Genomic DNA, 14,592 nt, shown 5'->3' with positions numbered 1-14,592 from the left:
TTTCAGGCTCGGTGACCCGCTTTTCCGTTAAAGAAAGCTTATTAATGCTGCTCTGTTATTACAAAGTTACCTCTGTGCAACACTCTATTTCAGACGCTTGTGCCAGAAGCCTACGGAGTCCTCGGTAATGAAGCCCGCCGCATTGTAGAACCTCCTGCGCCAGTCATAGGAATTCACATAGCATTTCAAGACGCCCTTTTCCCTGCACTTCAGTATCGCTCCGTGCATAAGCGCCGTGCCCAGTCCCTTGTGCCTGTATTTTTCCCTTGTGCTCACAGGCTCGATGAGGGCAGTCTTTGTCACCGTATCCACATAGACGAAGCAGTATGCACACACATTGTTCTCATCGGCTGTTTCCTCGTCGGTTATGATAACTTCAAAGCTGTCTGCATACATGGACGACTTCTTCCGCGACTCATAGGCAGTCATGCCGTTTCTGTAACCCACGGCTTCAAGCTCGGGGTGAAAGCCCAGATTGAGCGCGCTCCATTTCAGAGCCTCGTCGGGATACTCATTTCCGCAGAGGAGCTTATACCCGTCGGGGAGCTCCACCGTCACAGCCGCGGTCTGAGGGTATACATAATTGTCATAATCCTCCTCAGCCTGCCTGCTGTAACCCATTTCCGTGAGTATCTCACCTCTGTAAGCAAGGCTGTCGTTTGCTATGACAAGGAAGTCCACAGAGCCGTCCTTGTCCTTTTGGAACAATGGCAGGCAATTCTCCTCGGCATAGCTCACCATATCCGCAAAAATGCTCTCATGCCCTTTCTTGATGCTCATATAGACCGCGTCGCCGTCGGGAAGAATACAGCCGACTATACTGCCGCCGTCCTCCCACATAAAAATATAGTCCGCAGACCTCGGCAGTCCGCAGTCGGTATACTGTACATCCATTCTGTATATCAGGTCGTGAAGCCGCTGGGGAAGCCATGAGGTCATGTTTCCGGTCTCGTAATAGCATTCCCTGAGATAGCTTTCAAGCCTTTGAAGGTCTTTTTCCATATCAAAGCGTTTTATTTCCATAAGTTTTCTCCTGCATTTATAAAAAGAACGGCTTTGGTCAGCTTCCCTCAGAGGGGACTGCCTTGCCGTTCTTTCGGTTTATTCATAGTACACAACGGCGATGACCGTTATGTTGTCCTTGCTGCCGTTTTCAAGCGCCTTGTCCACAAGGAGGTGGAGCCTGCTCTTGAGACTTTTCGGCAGCTCAAGTATCTCCTCGATATCAAGCGCCGAAACATAGTCGGAAAGTCCGTCGGTACAGAGCAGAAGCAGGTCGCCGTACTCCATGCCCCCGTCTATGCTGACCGTGTCCACCTTCGGTGTGGACTTAACATTGCCGAACACAGGAAAGATTATGTTCCTGTGAACGTGTTCCCTGCGCTCCTCACGGGTGATGGCGCCCTCGTCGATAAGGAGCTGCACAAGGGACTGGTCGCGGGATATCTGCCTGATACGTCCGCCGCGGTAGCGGTAGAGACGGGAGTCTCCCACATTGAAGGTGAGGATATTATTGCTCTCGTCCACGGCAAAGCCGCAGAGAGTCGCCTGCATATTGTGCATCTCCGGGTCGGACTCGCTGTACTCGGCAAGTCGGCGGTGAATTGCAAGGAGCTCCTCGTCAAGCTTCATATCGCCGCTGTAATCCACATCGCGGAGCAGCTCCAGACACATCTTTGAAGCCAGCTCTCCCGAGCGCTCTCCCGAAACTCCGTCCGACACCGCCGCGATAAAGGGCGGTGCTATGGTCTGCTCCGAGGAACCCGAATCTATTACGCTGTCCTTGATGAGCAGTGCATCCTCGTTATGGGGCATCACGCCTTTTTCTGTGACTCCGCAGCAGTAATACATCCGATTTCCTCCTTTCTGCGTGTTATTCTATGCCGTACATCGTCATGCCGTTGCGGCAGGTGATGTCTATGAGCTCCTGAACGGGTATGCCCTTGACCTCGGCTGCCTTTGCCGCCGTGAACTCTATCATGGAGCTGTCACTGCGTCTTCCTCTCAGGGGCTCGGGTGCCATATAGGGGCAGTCTGTCTCCATGAGGAGCCTGTCCATAGGCACCTCTGCCAGCGCTTTCAGTGCTTTCTTTGCGTTCTTGAATGTGAGGACTCCCGTAAAGCCGATGTACATACCTGTCTTCAGTATCTCCTTTGCGGTCTCGGCTGAGCCGCTGAAGCAGTGTACCACGCCGCGGGGACGGAACTCCTTCAGTATATCCACGGTGTCCTCGGCAGCATTGCGGCTGTGAACTATGACGGGCATATCCAGCTCAGCCGCAAGAGCCAGCTGCTCACGGAAAAAGCGTATCTGCTTTTCGCGGTCATAGTTTTCGTAGTGGTAATCAAGACCTATCTCGCCTACCGCCTTTACCTTCGGGTGCGAGGCGATCAGGCTTTTCAGTCTGTCAATGTAGTCCGCAGGGGTCTCGTCCACGCTCTCGGGGTGGACTCCTGCCGCTGCGTAGATATAGCCGTAACGCTTTGCCAGCTCAGCATTTGCCGCCGAGTCCTCCAGTGAGGAGCCTGCCAGCATGACAAGCTTCACGCCCTTTCGGGGAAGCTCCTCCAGCACCTGCTCCCTGTCCTCGTCAAATGCGCTGTCTGCGTAATGTGCGTGAGTATCGAATATCCCTGTCATTACTTCTCCTTGAAGTACTGGTCCTTGACGTTCTCAATGAAGCCGCTGCTGGGGATGAAGTCCTCACCTGCGTTGGTTCCGTCAACGGAAATGGCAACCGCTATTGAAGTGCCGTTCTCGAACATATTCTTGATGGCAGTCTTGTGCTCTTTATAGTCGGACGCCTTTATATCGGACTCCACCATATTGATGATGGTGTTGAAGTTGCTGTCGAAGCTGTCTGCGATACGCTTGCCGTCAGCCTGATTTACCATGGATTTGAGTACGTCTGCGGAGATAAGGCTGCGCTCGTACTCGCCGCCCTCAAACATCATATAGGTAACGAACTGCTCCACCTGATCGCTGTTGAGGTACTGCTGGCTGCCGTCGTTCTTGAAGCCTGCTATATCAGCATTAACGGCGTAGGTGACTCCGCCGAAGATATCACTTATCTTTCTGAATGAAGCGGAATCGAACTTCATATATCTGTCTACCTCAACGCCGAACACCTTCTCAACGAACTCTGCCGATGCAGCTGCGCCGCCGCTCTGGTAGCTGCCCAGTATGCTCTCCTGACCGCCGTCAACAAGGGCGATGGAGTTGGAGGGGATACCGATGAACACAAGCTCTTTCTTTATGGGGCGTGAGCGCATGAGGATGAATGTGGGAGGTGCCTTTCTTTCGGGGACGTCCAGCACCAGAAGCACGGTGTGGTTATCTGCGTCGGTAACCATTCCGCTGGTCCTCGGTATGGGCTCTGCAGGCTTTTCCTGCTTGCCGAAGCCCAGATACTTGTAAAGTCCTGCGGCTATGCCTCCGACTATGATAAGTCCGATGAAGATAGTCGCAAGAAAGGGTACTGCTATTGATCCGGTTTTTCTGTTTGCCATTTTAGTGGCTCCTTTCATGTTTTCATTGTCAGAAACTTGTCATTTTTACATTTCCGATTATTTTGTGAGGGATATCAACTTTTCGTATAACACTTGTCCGTAAAATATCCGCTGTGAATGAATAAAAATATTTTTCCAAATCCGTGGGTTAAAAACTTATCCGCAGTAACACGGTTGTCAACAGAGCTTTCCACATTTTCAACATTGACGAATGGGGTGTGAATGTTTAAACACACAATTCAACAGTCTGTTGAAATAGAACAGGCGTTCAGGCCAGGATTTGTCCCGATCCTGCGTTGCTTGTCACCGCAAGCAACGATATATAGCCAAATTCGCGAAGCAAGGCATTCTGCCGCAGCTTCCCGAAACGGTTGTCAGGACTGTTGAAAAGGGCTGTATTTCGGTGATAACTCCGTGAAAACTGCCGTATTTTTTTCAACTTTGAACATAAACAAAAAATTGTTATTTCAGCGCGGTGAAGTATTTCAAAAAATGATTTATCTCTCCGCGACGGTTGATTTACCCAAAATAATGTGATATAATTAGTACGGCAGTTCAAACACGTTTTCCATGAAAACCAGTTTCCTGCGTATGCTCTCGATATCGGGACCGCATTCATCTATGACTCCGTAGGCTTCTTCAAGCCCGAAACGCCGTATCTTCAGTCCCTGTCGGACTGCATAGTTCAGCGTCTGGCTGGTGCCCGATTTGTACGAGCCCTCGTTGAAGTAGGAGATCACCGCCGAAGCATTGTCCACCATGAAATAGTTCCGCACCCTGTAAAGGTCGGGAGAGGTATTCTCTCCGCCGCGGCTCTTGCCGTACACCACAAGGGGGTCCGTATTGGTGGTCAGGAGCATATCCGCTCCCCTTTCCGCGTCGGCAAGCAGCTCTTTGTAACGGTCGCTGAACCGCTCGGCGTGCCTGAGATAAGGCATTACCCCGATAAGACGTATACTGCTGTCAGAGTGCTTCTTGCCAAGGATATACTTGGCTGCCCACAGGTCCGTACCTGCGGCGAGTCCGCTGATAAAGGTCTTGTAACCGCTCTCAACAGCCATATCTATGTATCGGAAAAGCATCAGCTGGACTGTTCGCAGAGTTATACCGTAGTATATCTGCTCCCCCTTGTAAGGGATGACGCTGTTTTCACGGTGTCCCGTGAAACAGATGGTCTTTTCCTTATCCGTTTCTATTTCTTCACACGGAAGCACGGGGACTCCCGAATCAATTGAGAAAAGCATGGAACACCTCGCTCTCCCGAAAAAAACTGCCGCTGTGTGCATACACTGAAATTATAACATACATCACGCTTTATTTCAAGACGTTTTTTGACTTGTAATTAAATTTTAAATAAAGGCAGCACCGCGCCCGCAAATAGCGCAGCAGCTGCCTAAAGAAAGGACCGATCACGGTATGAAGCCGTATCTCAAACGCGCATGGGCTGAAGTTTCGCTTCCTCAGCTCAGAAAAAATGTGGATATCATCCGCAGCCTTAACTCGCCGACCACAGACATAATGGCGGTGGTCAAGGCTGACGCCTACGGTCACGGCGACGAGCACATCGTCCGCTGTCTCGCCGAGCAGTGCGGTATAAAATACTTCGCTGTATCAAATCTCGACGAGGCGATCGCTGTAAGGAAGTTCGCACCCGATGCGGATATCCTCATCCTCGGCTATACTCCTCCCGAGTATGCCCATGAGATCGCCATGTACAATATCATTCAGGGCGTGGTCTCCACAGAATATGCTCAGGAGCTGGTGAAGAATACTCCCTCCCCTATCCGCTGTCATATCAAGATAGACACAGGCATGGGCAGGATAGGTCTCAAGCATGATACTCCCGAGGAATGCGCTGACGAGATAGCCGAAATGATAAAGATAGATAAGCTCTCGGTGGAGGGCATTTATACACACTTTGCCGTTGCGGACAGCGACGATCCCGACAACATCGCCTACACCGACAGGCAGGAGAAGTTCATCACCGACACCTACGATGTTCTGGCAGGCAGGGGCATAAAGCTCCGCCACCTCCACTTCATGAACAGTGCCGCCACCTGCTACCGCAACAGCTCACGCAGCACCCTTTCAAGGGCAGGCATCATACTCTACGGTCTCCACCCCGATGTGAGTCTGGACATTCCCGAGGGTCTGGAGCCCCTTATGGAGCTGAAGGCTGTCATCTCCCATGTCAAGACCGTAAAGGCAGGCGACTGCATAAGCTACGGCCGTACATTCGTGGCTGACCGCGAAATGCGTATCGCTACGGTAACTATCGGCTATGCCGACGGCTATTCCCGTCTCCTCAGCTCAAAGGGCGAGATACTCGTCCACGGCAAAAGGTGCAGGATAGTTGGCAGAGTCTGCATGGACCAGCTCATGATGGACGTTTCCGACGTTCCCGAGGCTAAGTCAGGGGATATCGTCACTCTCATCGGCACCGACGGCGGCGACCGAATTACTGCCGACGATCTGGCTCAGATATACGGCACCATCGGCTATGAGGTGGTCTGCGGCATTTCCAAGAGAGTTCCCCGTATCTATATCGAATAACAGGAGAATAATTTTATGAAGACAAGAAAGCTCTTGGCGGCGGCTGCCTGCATAGTGCTGGCAAGCGCAGCTTCCTGCTCCAAGAATGAAGAGTCCGCGGAAAAGGCGTCTGAAGCAAACACCACAGCTGCCACCGCTCAGAACGCAGGAAGCATAGTCTTTCATGCCGAGGGCGATATCACAGACGCCGATCTGGACAGCATATCACAGATACTCTCGGAGCGGACTGCTGACGAGATACCCGATATAGGACTTGAATTCAGTGAAGACTATGACGCAAAAACCGTCACCATGACATTCGATAAAGAAAATGCTCCCAAGGATAATATAGATGTCTTCGCAGAGAGGGTCCTCGAGAAACGCCTGCTGGAGTTCCGCAAGGGGGAAAAGCCGGACGATGAGGTCATACTCACAAATGACGATGTGGAAAAGGCTGAAAATGTCATAATGGCTGAGACTGACGGAAGTATGAGTGATTATGTTTCCATACAGTTCAACGATCACGGGACAGAGGTATTTGCCGATGTTACAAGTGAGCTCGCAGGCACGGATACTCCCCTTTCTATATGGTTCGACGGAGAGCTGCTGTCGGCTCCAACGGTGAGGGAGACCATAACAAACGGCACTTGTATCATATCGGGCGATTTTGATACTACCGCCGCCGCTGAGCTGGCAAAGAAGATAGATTCTGCACCGCTTCCCTACGAGGTAAGCGTTAAAGAGATAAATTACTGATACCATTTATCAAAAACAGGAGGTATATGAGATGAAGAAGAAAGCTTTCGCAGCTATGGCAGCTGCTCTGCTGCTCACAGGATGCAGCAATCCCTTTGACAAGAACGACGCTGAAGAAGCGGCTGTGACCACCACCGCTCCCGTGACCACAACAGAGGCTCCCGAGATACCCACCGCTACTCTCCCGCAGAAGATGATATACCTGCGCATGGGCGATGACGAGTCCGCAGAGCCCTTCCTCACCAGTGACCATATCACCGACTGCTCTATGGAGATAGTTCCCGATCAGCCCGATAACTCCACATATGTGGTGGATATCTTCTTCGACGATGAGGGTAAGGATATCTTCGCACAGAAAACCGAGGAGGCTGCTAATAACGGCGGCGTCATCTCTATATGGTACAACGATTACATAATCAGCCGCGCTACGGTCAATGCTCCCATAACAGACGGCGCTGCCGTGATCTCAAATCTGGATATGAACAGCGCTGCAAAGATCGCAGGCTGGATATATGAGTGTATCAATGCAAAGGATACCAATAATTCAAATGAAGGTGAACAAAATGGCTAAAGCTATGACTATTTCTTATGTTGTCGGGGATAATCTCTATCTCAACCTGACAAACAAATGTCCCTGCGCCTGCACTTTCTGCATACGCAACCACGCCGACGGCGCTTACGGCTCAGACCCCCTGTGGCTGGAGCATGAGCCCGATATGGACGAGATTATGGCGGACCTGAGAAAACGTGACCTGAGAAAATTCCGCGAGGTAGTCTTCTGCGGCTACGGCGAGCCCACCGAGCGTCTTGATGTGCTCCTTGAAACTGCCGCTTATCTCCGCAGCAGAGAGCACTGCCCCAGACTCAGACTCAACACCAACGGTCTCGGCGACCTTATCCACGGCAGGAGCATCGCCAAGGAGCTGTGCTATGCTCTGGACTGTATCTCCATAAGCCTTAATGCTCCCACCGAGGAGGAGTACATGAAGGTCACAAGACCTAAGTTCGCCAATGCATTCGAGGGACTCCAGAAATTCACCAAGGACTGCGTAAAGGCGAACAGAGCCGAGATAATCATGTCCGTTGTGGACGTTATCACTCCCGAGCAGATAGAGGCTTCAAAAAAGCTCGCTGCAAAGCTGGGTGCAAAGCTCCGCGTAAGGACCTTTGACGAGTAAAAATCCACACAGATTTCAACAGGCGAATTTGTGCATAATTTTTATCTCTCCCCTATGGAAAATAATTCAAGAGTATGGTATAATTATTTATTGAAAGATTTCTCTTGATCTGACGGAAGGAGTAGTTCCTATGAGTAAAAAAGGCAAGATCATCCTTGCAGCTTCACTTTCCACCTCGGTTCTGGCTGTTACAGCCGCTGTGGTAACAGTTTTCGTCTGCAAGCGCATTTACGAGAAGAATTACTTCTCGGTAACAGATTAACAGTTAATTATTTAAAGAAGAAGGTTGAATAATATGGAAATCAAATTCACAAAAGCAGAGACTCTCAAGGCTAAGCCCCAGCCCGGCGACAAGCTCGGCTTCGGTCACATCTTCACAGACTATATGCTGGTAATGCCCTATGACGAGGGTCAGGGCTGGCACGATCCCGAGATCATGCCCTATGGCAATATCGATCTCTCACCTGCCGCTATGTGCTTCCACTACGGTCAGGAGGTCTTCGAGGGACTCAAGGCTTACAGAACTGCTGACGGCAAGGTACAGCTCTTCCGCCCCGAGGAGAACTTCAAGAGACTCAACAAGTCCAACGAGAGACTTGTTATCCCCGAGCTCCCCGTTGAGCTTGGTATGCAGTGCCTGACAGAGCTCGTAAAGATCGAGAAGGACTGGGTCCCCTCAAAGGACGGCGAGTCACTCTATATCAGACCCTTCATCATCGCTGTTGACCCCTTCCTCGGAGTTAAGCCCGGTGAGCACTACCTCTTTATCATAATCCTTTCTCCTTCGGGAGCTTACTATGAGACAGGTCTCAACCCCGTTAACATCTACGTTGAGAGCAAGTATGTCCGCGCTGTAAGAGGCGGTATGGGCTTCGCTAAGACAGGCGGCAACTACGCTGCTTCCCTTATCGGACAGGACGAGGCTCACAAGCAGAACTACTCACAGGTTCTCTGGCTCGACGGCGTTGAGCAGAAGTACATCGAGGAAGTCGGCGCTATGAACATCTTCTTCGTTATCGACGGCAAGGTAGTTACTCCTATGCTTCAGGGCTCTATCCTCCCCGGTATCACAAGAAAGTCCGCTATCGAGGTATGCAAGTCAAAGGGTCTCGAGGTAGAGGAAAGACGTATCGATATCCAGGAGATCGCTGACGCTTACGATGCAGGCAAGCTGGACGAGGTATTCGGTACAGGTACAGCTGCTGTTATCTCTCCTGTTGGTCACCTCAAGTGGGGCGATAAGGTAATGGAGATCAACGGCAACAAGATCGGCAAGATCTCTCAGATGCTCTACGATACAATGACTGGTATCCAGTGGGGCAAGGTAGAGGATACATTCAACTGGGTATACCCCATCGACTGATCCCGCCATATATAATAAACACACAGTCCCTGAGCGTTCAGCTGAACACTCAGGGACTTTTATTATTGTCATTTTGCACTCCCGTCTCATATAATAATCTGATTAGAGATAATCACTTTATGCCGTTTACGGCAGATTGGAGAGCATTATGACTAAACATAGAATACTTATCGCAGGCGGCGATACAAGACAGCTCTACTGCGCTGAACGCCTTGCCCGCGAATACGATGTGAGGGTGCTGGGCTTCGACAGGGAGTTCTTTCCCGAGGGCTCTGTGCTGACCGACGCCCTGCCCTCTGAAAAGGGCAGCTTTGACTGCGCGGTGCTGCCGGTTCCGCCTCTGGACGATAAAGGCAATATCTACACCCCCTGCTTCCGCGGCGAGATAAGTGCAGATACCGTGTCGGAGCTCCTTGCGGAGGAGGGCTGCATCTTCGCAGGCAGGGCTGATGACAGGCTCAGAAGGGCTATGCAGGGGCGCAGTATATGCGACTATCTTCTCCGCGAGGAGCTGAACCTGAAAAACGCTGTCCCCACCGCAGAGGGCGCTGTGCAGCTGGCTCTGGAGGAGCTTCCCGTGACACTCAGCGGTCTCGATGTCCTCATTGTTGGACTGGGCAGGATAGGCACAGCTCTTGCGGAGATACTCAAGGGCTTCGGCGCAAGGGTCACAGCTGCCGTGAGAGACACCCGCGGTGCCGCTAAATCAAAGCTCCACGGTATATCCTCTGTGCCTGTGAAACGCATTGACGGGCGCTACGGACTGGTATTCAACACCGTGCCTGCGCTTATTCTGAACAGGGATATCCTCAGCCGCTTCCGCAGAGATACCCTGTTCATTGACCTTGCCTCAAAGCCCGGCGGCATAGTCCCCGAGGCTGCTTCCGAGCTTGGGCTTCGTGTGGTATGGGCGCTGGGGCTCCCCGGCAAGACCGCTCCCGTTACCGCAGGAGAGATAATCGCCGAGACCGTCAGTGCCGTGCTTGCAGAAAGGGGTGAAGCTGTTGAGTGATGCTTTCAAGGGGCTCCGCATTGGCTACGCCGTCACAGGCTCATTCTGCACCTTCCGCAGAAGCTTTGAGCAGGCTGAGATACTGGCGGAGTACGGCGCGGAGCTAATACCCGTTATGTCCGAGAATGCTGCTTCGCTGTCCACGCGCTTCGGCTCCGCCGAGGATAACCGCCGCAGACTGGCGGAGATAGCCCACAGGGATGTAATAACGGATATTGCTGCTGCAGAGCCCATAGGTCCCAAGAATATGACAGATATAATGGTGGTGGCGCCCTGCACCTCAAACACCGCCGCTAAGCTTGCCGCTTCCATTACAGATACCGCCGTGACTATGGCTGTGAAGTCCCACCTGCGCGGCGGCAAGCCCGTAGTGCTTGCCATAGCGTCAAATGACTCCCTTATGGGCTCGGCAAAGAACATAGGTGAGCTTTTCAACCGCAAGAATTACTATTTCGTGCCCATGGTGCAGGACGACTGCGTAAATAAGCCTGCCTCACTTGTGGCGGAGTTTTCCATGCTGCCGCAGGCAGTGGAAGCCGCCCTTAACGGCATTCAGCTCCGCCCCATCATCTATCACAGCTCCGATAAATAGTGATCAGTTGTTGTGTCGCCTTCGGCAACGTTATTTAAATAAAGCCCCTGAGCGTTTTGCTGCGTTCAGGGGCTGATCTTTTTATTCACTTTTTTCCAAGTAATAATCATAGGGAGAGATATATGTTATCAGCCGCTCCCTTGCCTTATCTGCATCGATGCCGTGGTATTTCAGGATATAGTCCCCGTAGAGGACATCTCCGACACCGTGTCCTTCCTCTCCTATGCCCTCGTCCAGATCATCGTGGCTATACTCGGTGTAGGGGAGAAGCATTATGTGGAGACTTCTGCTCCTTTCGTCCTGAAGCTGTTCTCTGATGTAATCAAAACGCGCTGCATCATAGTACTTATTGGCTGCACACTCATAGGAAATGACAAATACAGCCGCAAAGCAGATGAAGAAGGCTGCCTTTCGGAACTTGTCTGCCTTTTCCGAGGCTATCCCCTGAAATGCAGGGACTATTATCTCGCCGCAGAGAAGTATGCGGAAAACATAATTCGCAAAGAAGCACCTTGCCGTTACTGGACTTATAACAAGGAAAGGCGCTGTCAGCAGAAATGTTCCCGCAAGATAGATATACGCCCTTATCTTCCCGTTTTTGCTGAGAAAAACATTGATGAGGTATGCAGTTGCAACCACATACACGAATGTAAATGCAGTCTCAAGGGCAACTACTCTCATGGCAGGAGAGTTCGGTCTGAGGTCACTGAAGCATACTGCAAACACCGAGTAGGCTGTATAAAGCCAGCATATCACCATACAGAGGTCGAGATACTTGGGCTTCTTGTCACCATGGTCGGCTCTGAAATACATCACTGTAAAGCCTACTGCTATCACTATGGACAGCATCCATGAATCCTTGGTATAATGCATTACCACGAATGAGTAAGCGTTCTGCATTATATTTGACAATCCCAGCTCAAAATTACGGTTGCCTACGGCATCTCCGCTCTCATAGATATCGGAATAGCTGTGATTGCCGAACATTATTATGCATGAGACTATTGCTCCCGCAAGAAATGCGGCTGAATGAAGGACGCCTTTTTTCTTCAGCTTCAGCAGAAGTATTACTGCTGCGGCTGAGAGAATGACATTGAAAATGGTAACGTGTTCAACACATAGCCCCGATAAAAGCGCAAGGGGCAGAAAAAGTACCGCCGTCCAGAGCTTTGGTCTGTGATCTGTGCATATACATCTGAACAGGAAAAGCAGATATATGAGCACCAGCATAATCGATATGACGTAGTTCGTATAGGCTGATATCCAGCGCACGGTCTCCGCATAGGTCATGGCAGGAATGGTCACAAGCAGGAAAAGGGCTATGTAATACCTTGCACTGCCGAGCTTTTTCTCAAAGTCTGTAAGCTTTCCGAGAAGAATAAGGAACGCCGCAAGCGTTGCTGCTATAAACAGTGTCCTGAACCAATAGCTACGAACGAGCCATATTGTCATCTGATTGGAAAACAGTCTGCCGTTGGGAGTTCTCCATACGTCCAGTGCAGAGTCCTCAACTGAGTAATACCACAGATAATCATCGCCGTTCATATACACGGTGAACGCAGTTATTACTGCAAATACACCGATAAGAATAAACGGGAACCACTTTACAAGAGCAGATTTGTTTTTCATCGATGTATCACCTCATTCATCGTGGGATGTGTTATAGTCTATCATGTTGATCTCGACTCTGACTCGGTCTCGAACAGACTGGTCAATGCCGTTCTGCTCATAATAGAGCTCGTCAAAGCGGTGCCTTACGCCGTCAATCTCGATAAGGTCAAGCTCGGTGTCGATATCGCCCAACACATCAAATGTAGTATTCGGGTAAGGAAGCTTGATGAAGTCGATATGTCTCTGGTTTGTATCAAGCTGCTCCTTTATGTACTTGACACGAAGCACATCAACGTACTTATTGGCTATATGATAATATGAGAGCCAGCAGAATACGCCGCAGCTGAAAAGCGCAGCGGCTCTGCGGAGATTTTTAGGCTCGGTAATACCAAATACGGTTATGACCTCGGCTACAAGTCTGAATGTGAACAGACACCAGAAAATATAATCCGCAAAGAAGCACCTTCTGGTTATGGGATTGATAACGATAAAGGGTCCCGTGACAATAAGAGTGCTTATGATATAAACGATCGCCTTGGCACGTCTTTCTCCTTCCATAAGGACATAACACATATATATGAGTGCAAGAATATAGATAAAGGTGAATGCAACCTCAAGAGCTCTGCTCTTATAAGCGTTGCTCATTATCTGTACCTCATTGGCGTTATTACAGAAAAATGTGAAAATAAAGTAGAATATGATGATCCCCGTACAGAGAGCACCGTACTTCGGCTTTTTGTCGGAGTTCCTGAACTTACGGATATAAAGCGCAGAAACCGACAGAGAGATCAGAAGGTGAAGATAATAAAAGGGACGCGAGTAAAAAGGTATTATCTCCAGATATATCTTAGCCATGATATCATCAACTGCAAACTCGAAGCTTCTGAATCCGAGAGAATCTCCTTCTCCTGCAATCTCGGCATAGTTGCCGGCAGAGAACATGACAGCTGCTCCGATCACAGTTCCCAGAAGGAATGCTGCATTGTCTGTGGTTATCTTCTTACGGGTAATCAGCGAGAAAAGTATTATAAATACGCCAAAAACTGCATTGTAGATAGTGATATTCTCAACACAGAGTGCGCCAAGGAAACCAACTATAAGAAAAACTATTCCCCAGAGAACGCCCCCGCGAGGTTCTTTTTTTGCAAAGATCGGTGAGCAGTAGATAAAATAACTGAACAGAAGCGCAAGGGAGATGATGTAATTTGTAAAACCACTGACCCAGTTAAAAACATGGGCAAAAAACGGTCTGGGTGAAAAGAAGAATATCAGCACAGTCAGAAGAAAAGCTATCCATGTGAAGCTATGATCCTGCTTTGTAAGCTTTGCGAAAGTAACTGTAAAGCACATCATGGATGCTACATAGATCACATCACGCATAATTATACTGTGAGCACATACCCATGTGAGAATATTCGTAAAGTAACGCCCGTTTTCACGGAACTCACCGAAAAGCCCTGTAATATCCGGCACAGCTATCCATCTTATATCGTCTGACGTATACACGAGACATATTGCCTGTATCGTGAAGTAGATAAAGAACAGCAGAACAAAGATAAGCTCCGACCTGTGCTTTGAAATGAATTTAACCATATATTTCACCTCAGTTAGAATAAAGCTCCATTTTATTAATTTTATCACAGTCAAAGAAATATGTCAAATAAAAAAGGACTACAAAAAGTAGTCCTTAGAGTGTCGGCACTGATTTAGTTTCCCGGGCCGTCACCAGCCAAGTATCGTCAACGTGAATGAGCTTAACTTCCGTGTTCGGAATGGGAACGGGTGTGACCTCATTGCCATAAGCACCGACTAAATATTAATGAAGTTTTCAAGGAATAAAGCGTAATGCGAGGCGAAGAACACATTGAATGAAGTAAAAAGGAAAAGCCCTCGACCGATTAGTACTCGCAAGCTGAACGTGTCACCACGCTTACACTTTGAGCCTATCAAACTCATAGTCTATGAGAGGTCTTACTCTTACGAAGGGATATCTTATCTTAAGGTCGGCTTCACGCTTAGATGCCTTCAGCGTTTATCC

Annotated in this window: 15 protein-coding genes and 2 rRNA genes; 8 read left to right on the top strand and 9 right to left on the bottom strand. The window is 49.7% G+C overall.

Translation table 11 applies throughout. The features are described 5' to 3' along the window. Positions 1 to 84: 84 nt before the first annotated feature. From DSZ37_RS11265 to DSZ37_RS11245, 5 genes are all read right to left on the bottom strand, one after another. Entirely contained in the window at positions 85 to 1,023 is a 939-nt protein-coding gene (locus DSZ37_RS11265; RefSeq protein WP_109727006.1) for a GNAT family N-acetyltransferase, read from the bottom strand. A gap of 78 nt (positions 1,024 to 1,101) precedes the next feature. Continuing rightward, positions 1,102 to 1,851 carry a PP2C family protein-serine/threonine phosphatase gene (locus DSZ37_RS11260; RefSeq protein ID WP_109727005.1) on the bottom strand — a complete coding sequence of 250 codons (750 nt, stop codon included), beginning with the start codon at positions 1,849 to 1,851 and terminating at the stop codon, positions 1,102 to 1,104. Between the two features lie 22 nt (positions 1,852 to 1,873). Continuing rightward, the gene (locus DSZ37_RS11255; protein WP_109727004.1) at positions 1,874 to 2,641 is read right to left on the bottom strand and encodes a TatD family hydrolase; all 768 of its coding nucleotides are present in this window, start codon (positions 2,639 to 2,641) and stop codon (positions 1,874 to 1,876) included. Continuing rightward, on the bottom strand, positions 2,641 to 3,510 hold the full coding sequence (locus tag DSZ37_RS11250; protein ID WP_109727003.1) for an LCP family protein: 870 nt from the start codon (positions 3,508 to 3,510) through the stop codon (positions 2,641 to 2,643). The genes DSZ37_RS11255 and DSZ37_RS11250 overlap by 1 nt, the downstream gene beginning before the upstream one ends. 542 nt (positions 3,511 to 4,052) lie before the next feature. Continuing rightward, a complete protein-coding gene (locus DSZ37_RS11245) occupies positions 4,053 to 4,754 on the bottom strand; it encodes an SLOG family protein (protein ID WP_181380305.1) in 702 nt (233 codons plus the stop codon). Positions 4,755 to 4,926: 172 nt separating this feature from the next. On the opposite strand from DSZ37_RS11245, the gene alr reads away from it, so the two are divergent. The 8 genes from alr to DSZ37_RS11210 all read left to right on the top strand — a co-directional run bounded on the left by alr (position 4,927) and on the right by DSZ37_RS11210 (position 10,943). Continuing rightward, the gene (gene alr, locus DSZ37_RS11240) at positions 4,927 to 6,063 is read left to right on the top strand and encodes an alanine racemase (protein ID WP_109727001.1); all 1,137 of its coding nucleotides are present in this window, start codon (positions 4,927 to 4,929) and stop codon (positions 6,061 to 6,063) included. Between the two features lie 15 nt (positions 6,064 to 6,078). Continuing rightward, positions 6,079 to 6,798 carry a SecDF P1 head subdomain-containing protein gene (locus DSZ37_RS11235; protein WP_109727000.1) on the top strand — a complete coding sequence of 240 codons (720 nt, stop codon included), beginning with the start codon at positions 6,079 to 6,081 and terminating at the stop codon, positions 6,796 to 6,798. Between the two features lie 31 nt (positions 6,799 to 6,829). Next, complete coding sequence (locus DSZ37_RS11230; RefSeq protein ID WP_109726999.1) at positions 6,830 to 7,369, top strand: SecDF P1 head subdomain-containing protein; 540 nt, start codon at positions 6,830 to 6,832, stop codon at positions 7,367 to 7,369. Beyond that, positions 7,362 to 7,976 (top strand): TIGR04100 family radical SAM protein, encoded by a 615-nt coding sequence (locus DSZ37_RS11225; RefSeq protein ID WP_109726998.1) that lies wholly within the window; start codon positions 7,362 to 7,364, stop codon positions 7,974 to 7,976. Before DSZ37_RS11230 ends, DSZ37_RS11225 begins: the two co-directional genes overlap by 8 nt. Before the next feature lie 130 nt (positions 7,977 to 8,106). Beyond that, the gene (locus DSZ37_RS18125; RefSeq protein WP_278245059.1) at positions 8,107 to 8,238 is read left to right on the top strand and encodes a hypothetical protein; all 132 of its coding nucleotides are present in this window, start codon (positions 8,107 to 8,109) and stop codon (positions 8,236 to 8,238) included. Positions 8,239 to 8,271: 33 nt separating this feature from the next. Next, positions 8,272 to 9,339 carry a branched-chain amino acid aminotransferase gene (locus tag DSZ37_RS11220; protein ID WP_028519649.1) on the top strand — a complete coding sequence of 356 codons (1,068 nt, stop codon included), beginning with the start codon at positions 8,272 to 8,274 and terminating at the stop codon, positions 9,337 to 9,339. 148 nt (positions 9,340 to 9,487) lie between these two features. Further along, entirely contained in the window at positions 9,488 to 10,351 is an 864-nt protein-coding gene (locus DSZ37_RS11215) for a dipicolinate synthase subunit DpsA (RefSeq protein WP_109726997.1), read from the top strand. Then, a complete protein-coding gene (locus DSZ37_RS11210) occupies positions 10,344 to 10,943 on the top strand; it encodes a dipicolinate synthase subunit B (protein ID WP_109726996.1) in 600 nt (199 codons plus the stop codon). The genes DSZ37_RS11215 and DSZ37_RS11210 overlap by 8 nt, the downstream gene beginning before the upstream one ends. A gap of 81 nt (positions 10,944 to 11,024) precedes the next feature. Here the strand turns inward: DSZ37_RS11210 and DSZ37_RS11205 are convergent, their stop codons facing one another. From DSZ37_RS11205 to DSZ37_RS11190, 4 genes are all read right to left on the bottom strand, one after another. After that, positions 11,025 to 12,572: a DUF6056 family protein gene (locus tag DSZ37_RS11205; protein ID WP_109726995.1), complete on the bottom strand. Its 1,548-nt coding sequence runs from the start codon at positions 12,570 to 12,572 to the stop codon at positions 11,025 to 11,027. Positions 12,573 to 12,584: 12 nt separating this feature from the next. Continuing rightward, the gene (locus DSZ37_RS11200) at positions 12,585 to 14,147 is read right to left on the bottom strand and encodes a DUF6056 family protein (protein ID WP_109726994.1); all 1,563 of its coding nucleotides are present in this window, start codon (positions 14,145 to 14,147) and stop codon (positions 12,585 to 12,587) included. 100 nt (positions 14,148 to 14,247) lie between these two features. Further along, positions 14,248 to 14,364, bottom strand: a 5S ribosomal RNA gene (gene rrf, locus DSZ37_RS11195). Between the two features lie 67 nt (positions 14,365 to 14,431). Further along, positions 14,432 to 14,592 (bottom strand): 23S ribosomal RNA (locus DSZ37_RS11190); the annotation flags it as partial.

The sequence above is a fragment of the Ruminococcus flavefaciens genome (assembly GCF_900116855.1).
Lineage (GTDB): Bacteria > Bacillota > Clostridia > Oscillospirales > Ruminococcaceae > Ruminococcus > Ruminococcus flavefaciens_R.
This window is presented reverse-complemented; position numbering and strand designations above follow the sequence as displayed.

Coding starts and splice junctions, on each gene's coding strand:
- DSZ37_RS11265 (WP_109727006.1), bottom strand. CDS start 1,023: ATGGAAATAAAACGCTTTGATATGGAAAAAGACCTTCAAAGGCTTGAA.
- DSZ37_RS11260 (WP_109727005.1), bottom strand. CDS start 1,851: ATGTATTACTGCTGCGGAGTCACAGAAAAAGGCGTGATGCCCCATAAC.
- DSZ37_RS11255 (WP_109727004.1), bottom strand. CDS start 2,641: ATGACAGGGATATTCGATACTCACGCACATTACGCAGACAGCGCATTT.
- DSZ37_RS11250 (WP_109727003.1), bottom strand. CDS start 3,510: ATGGCAAACAGAAAAACCGGATCAATAGCAGTACCCTTTCTTGCGACT.
- DSZ37_RS11245 (WP_181380305.1), bottom strand. CDS start 4,754: ATGCTTTTCTCAATTGATTCGGGAGTCCCCGTGCTTCCGTGTGAAGAA.
- alr (WP_109727001.1), top strand. CDS start 4,927: ATGAAGCCGTATCTCAAACGCGCATGGGCTGAAGTTTCGCTTCCTCAG.
- DSZ37_RS11235 (WP_109727000.1), top strand. CDS start 6,079: ATGAAGACAAGAAAGCTCTTGGCGGCGGCTGCCTGCATAGTGCTGGCA.
- DSZ37_RS11230 (WP_109726999.1), top strand. CDS start 6,830: ATGAAGAAGAAAGCTTTCGCAGCTATGGCAGCTGCTCTGCTGCTCACA.
- DSZ37_RS11225 (WP_109726998.1), top strand. CDS start 7,362: ATGGCTAAAGCTATGACTATTTCTTATGTTGTCGGGGATAATCTCTAT.
- DSZ37_RS18125 (WP_278245059.1), top strand. CDS start 8,107: ATGAGTAAAAAAGGCAAGATCATCCTTGCAGCTTCACTTTCCACCTCG.
- DSZ37_RS11220 (WP_028519649.1), top strand. CDS start 8,272: ATGGAAATCAAATTCACAAAAGCAGAGACTCTCAAGGCTAAGCCCCAG.
- DSZ37_RS11215 (WP_109726997.1), top strand. CDS start 9,488: ATGACTAAACATAGAATACTTATCGCAGGCGGCGATACAAGACAGCTC.
- DSZ37_RS11205 (WP_109726995.1), bottom strand. CDS start 12,572: ATGAAAAACAAATCTGCTCTTGTAAAGTGGTTCCCGTTTATTCTTATC.
- DSZ37_RS11200 (WP_109726994.1), bottom strand. CDS start 14,147: ATGGTTAAATTCATTTCAAAGCACAGGTCGGAGCTTATCTTTGTTCTG.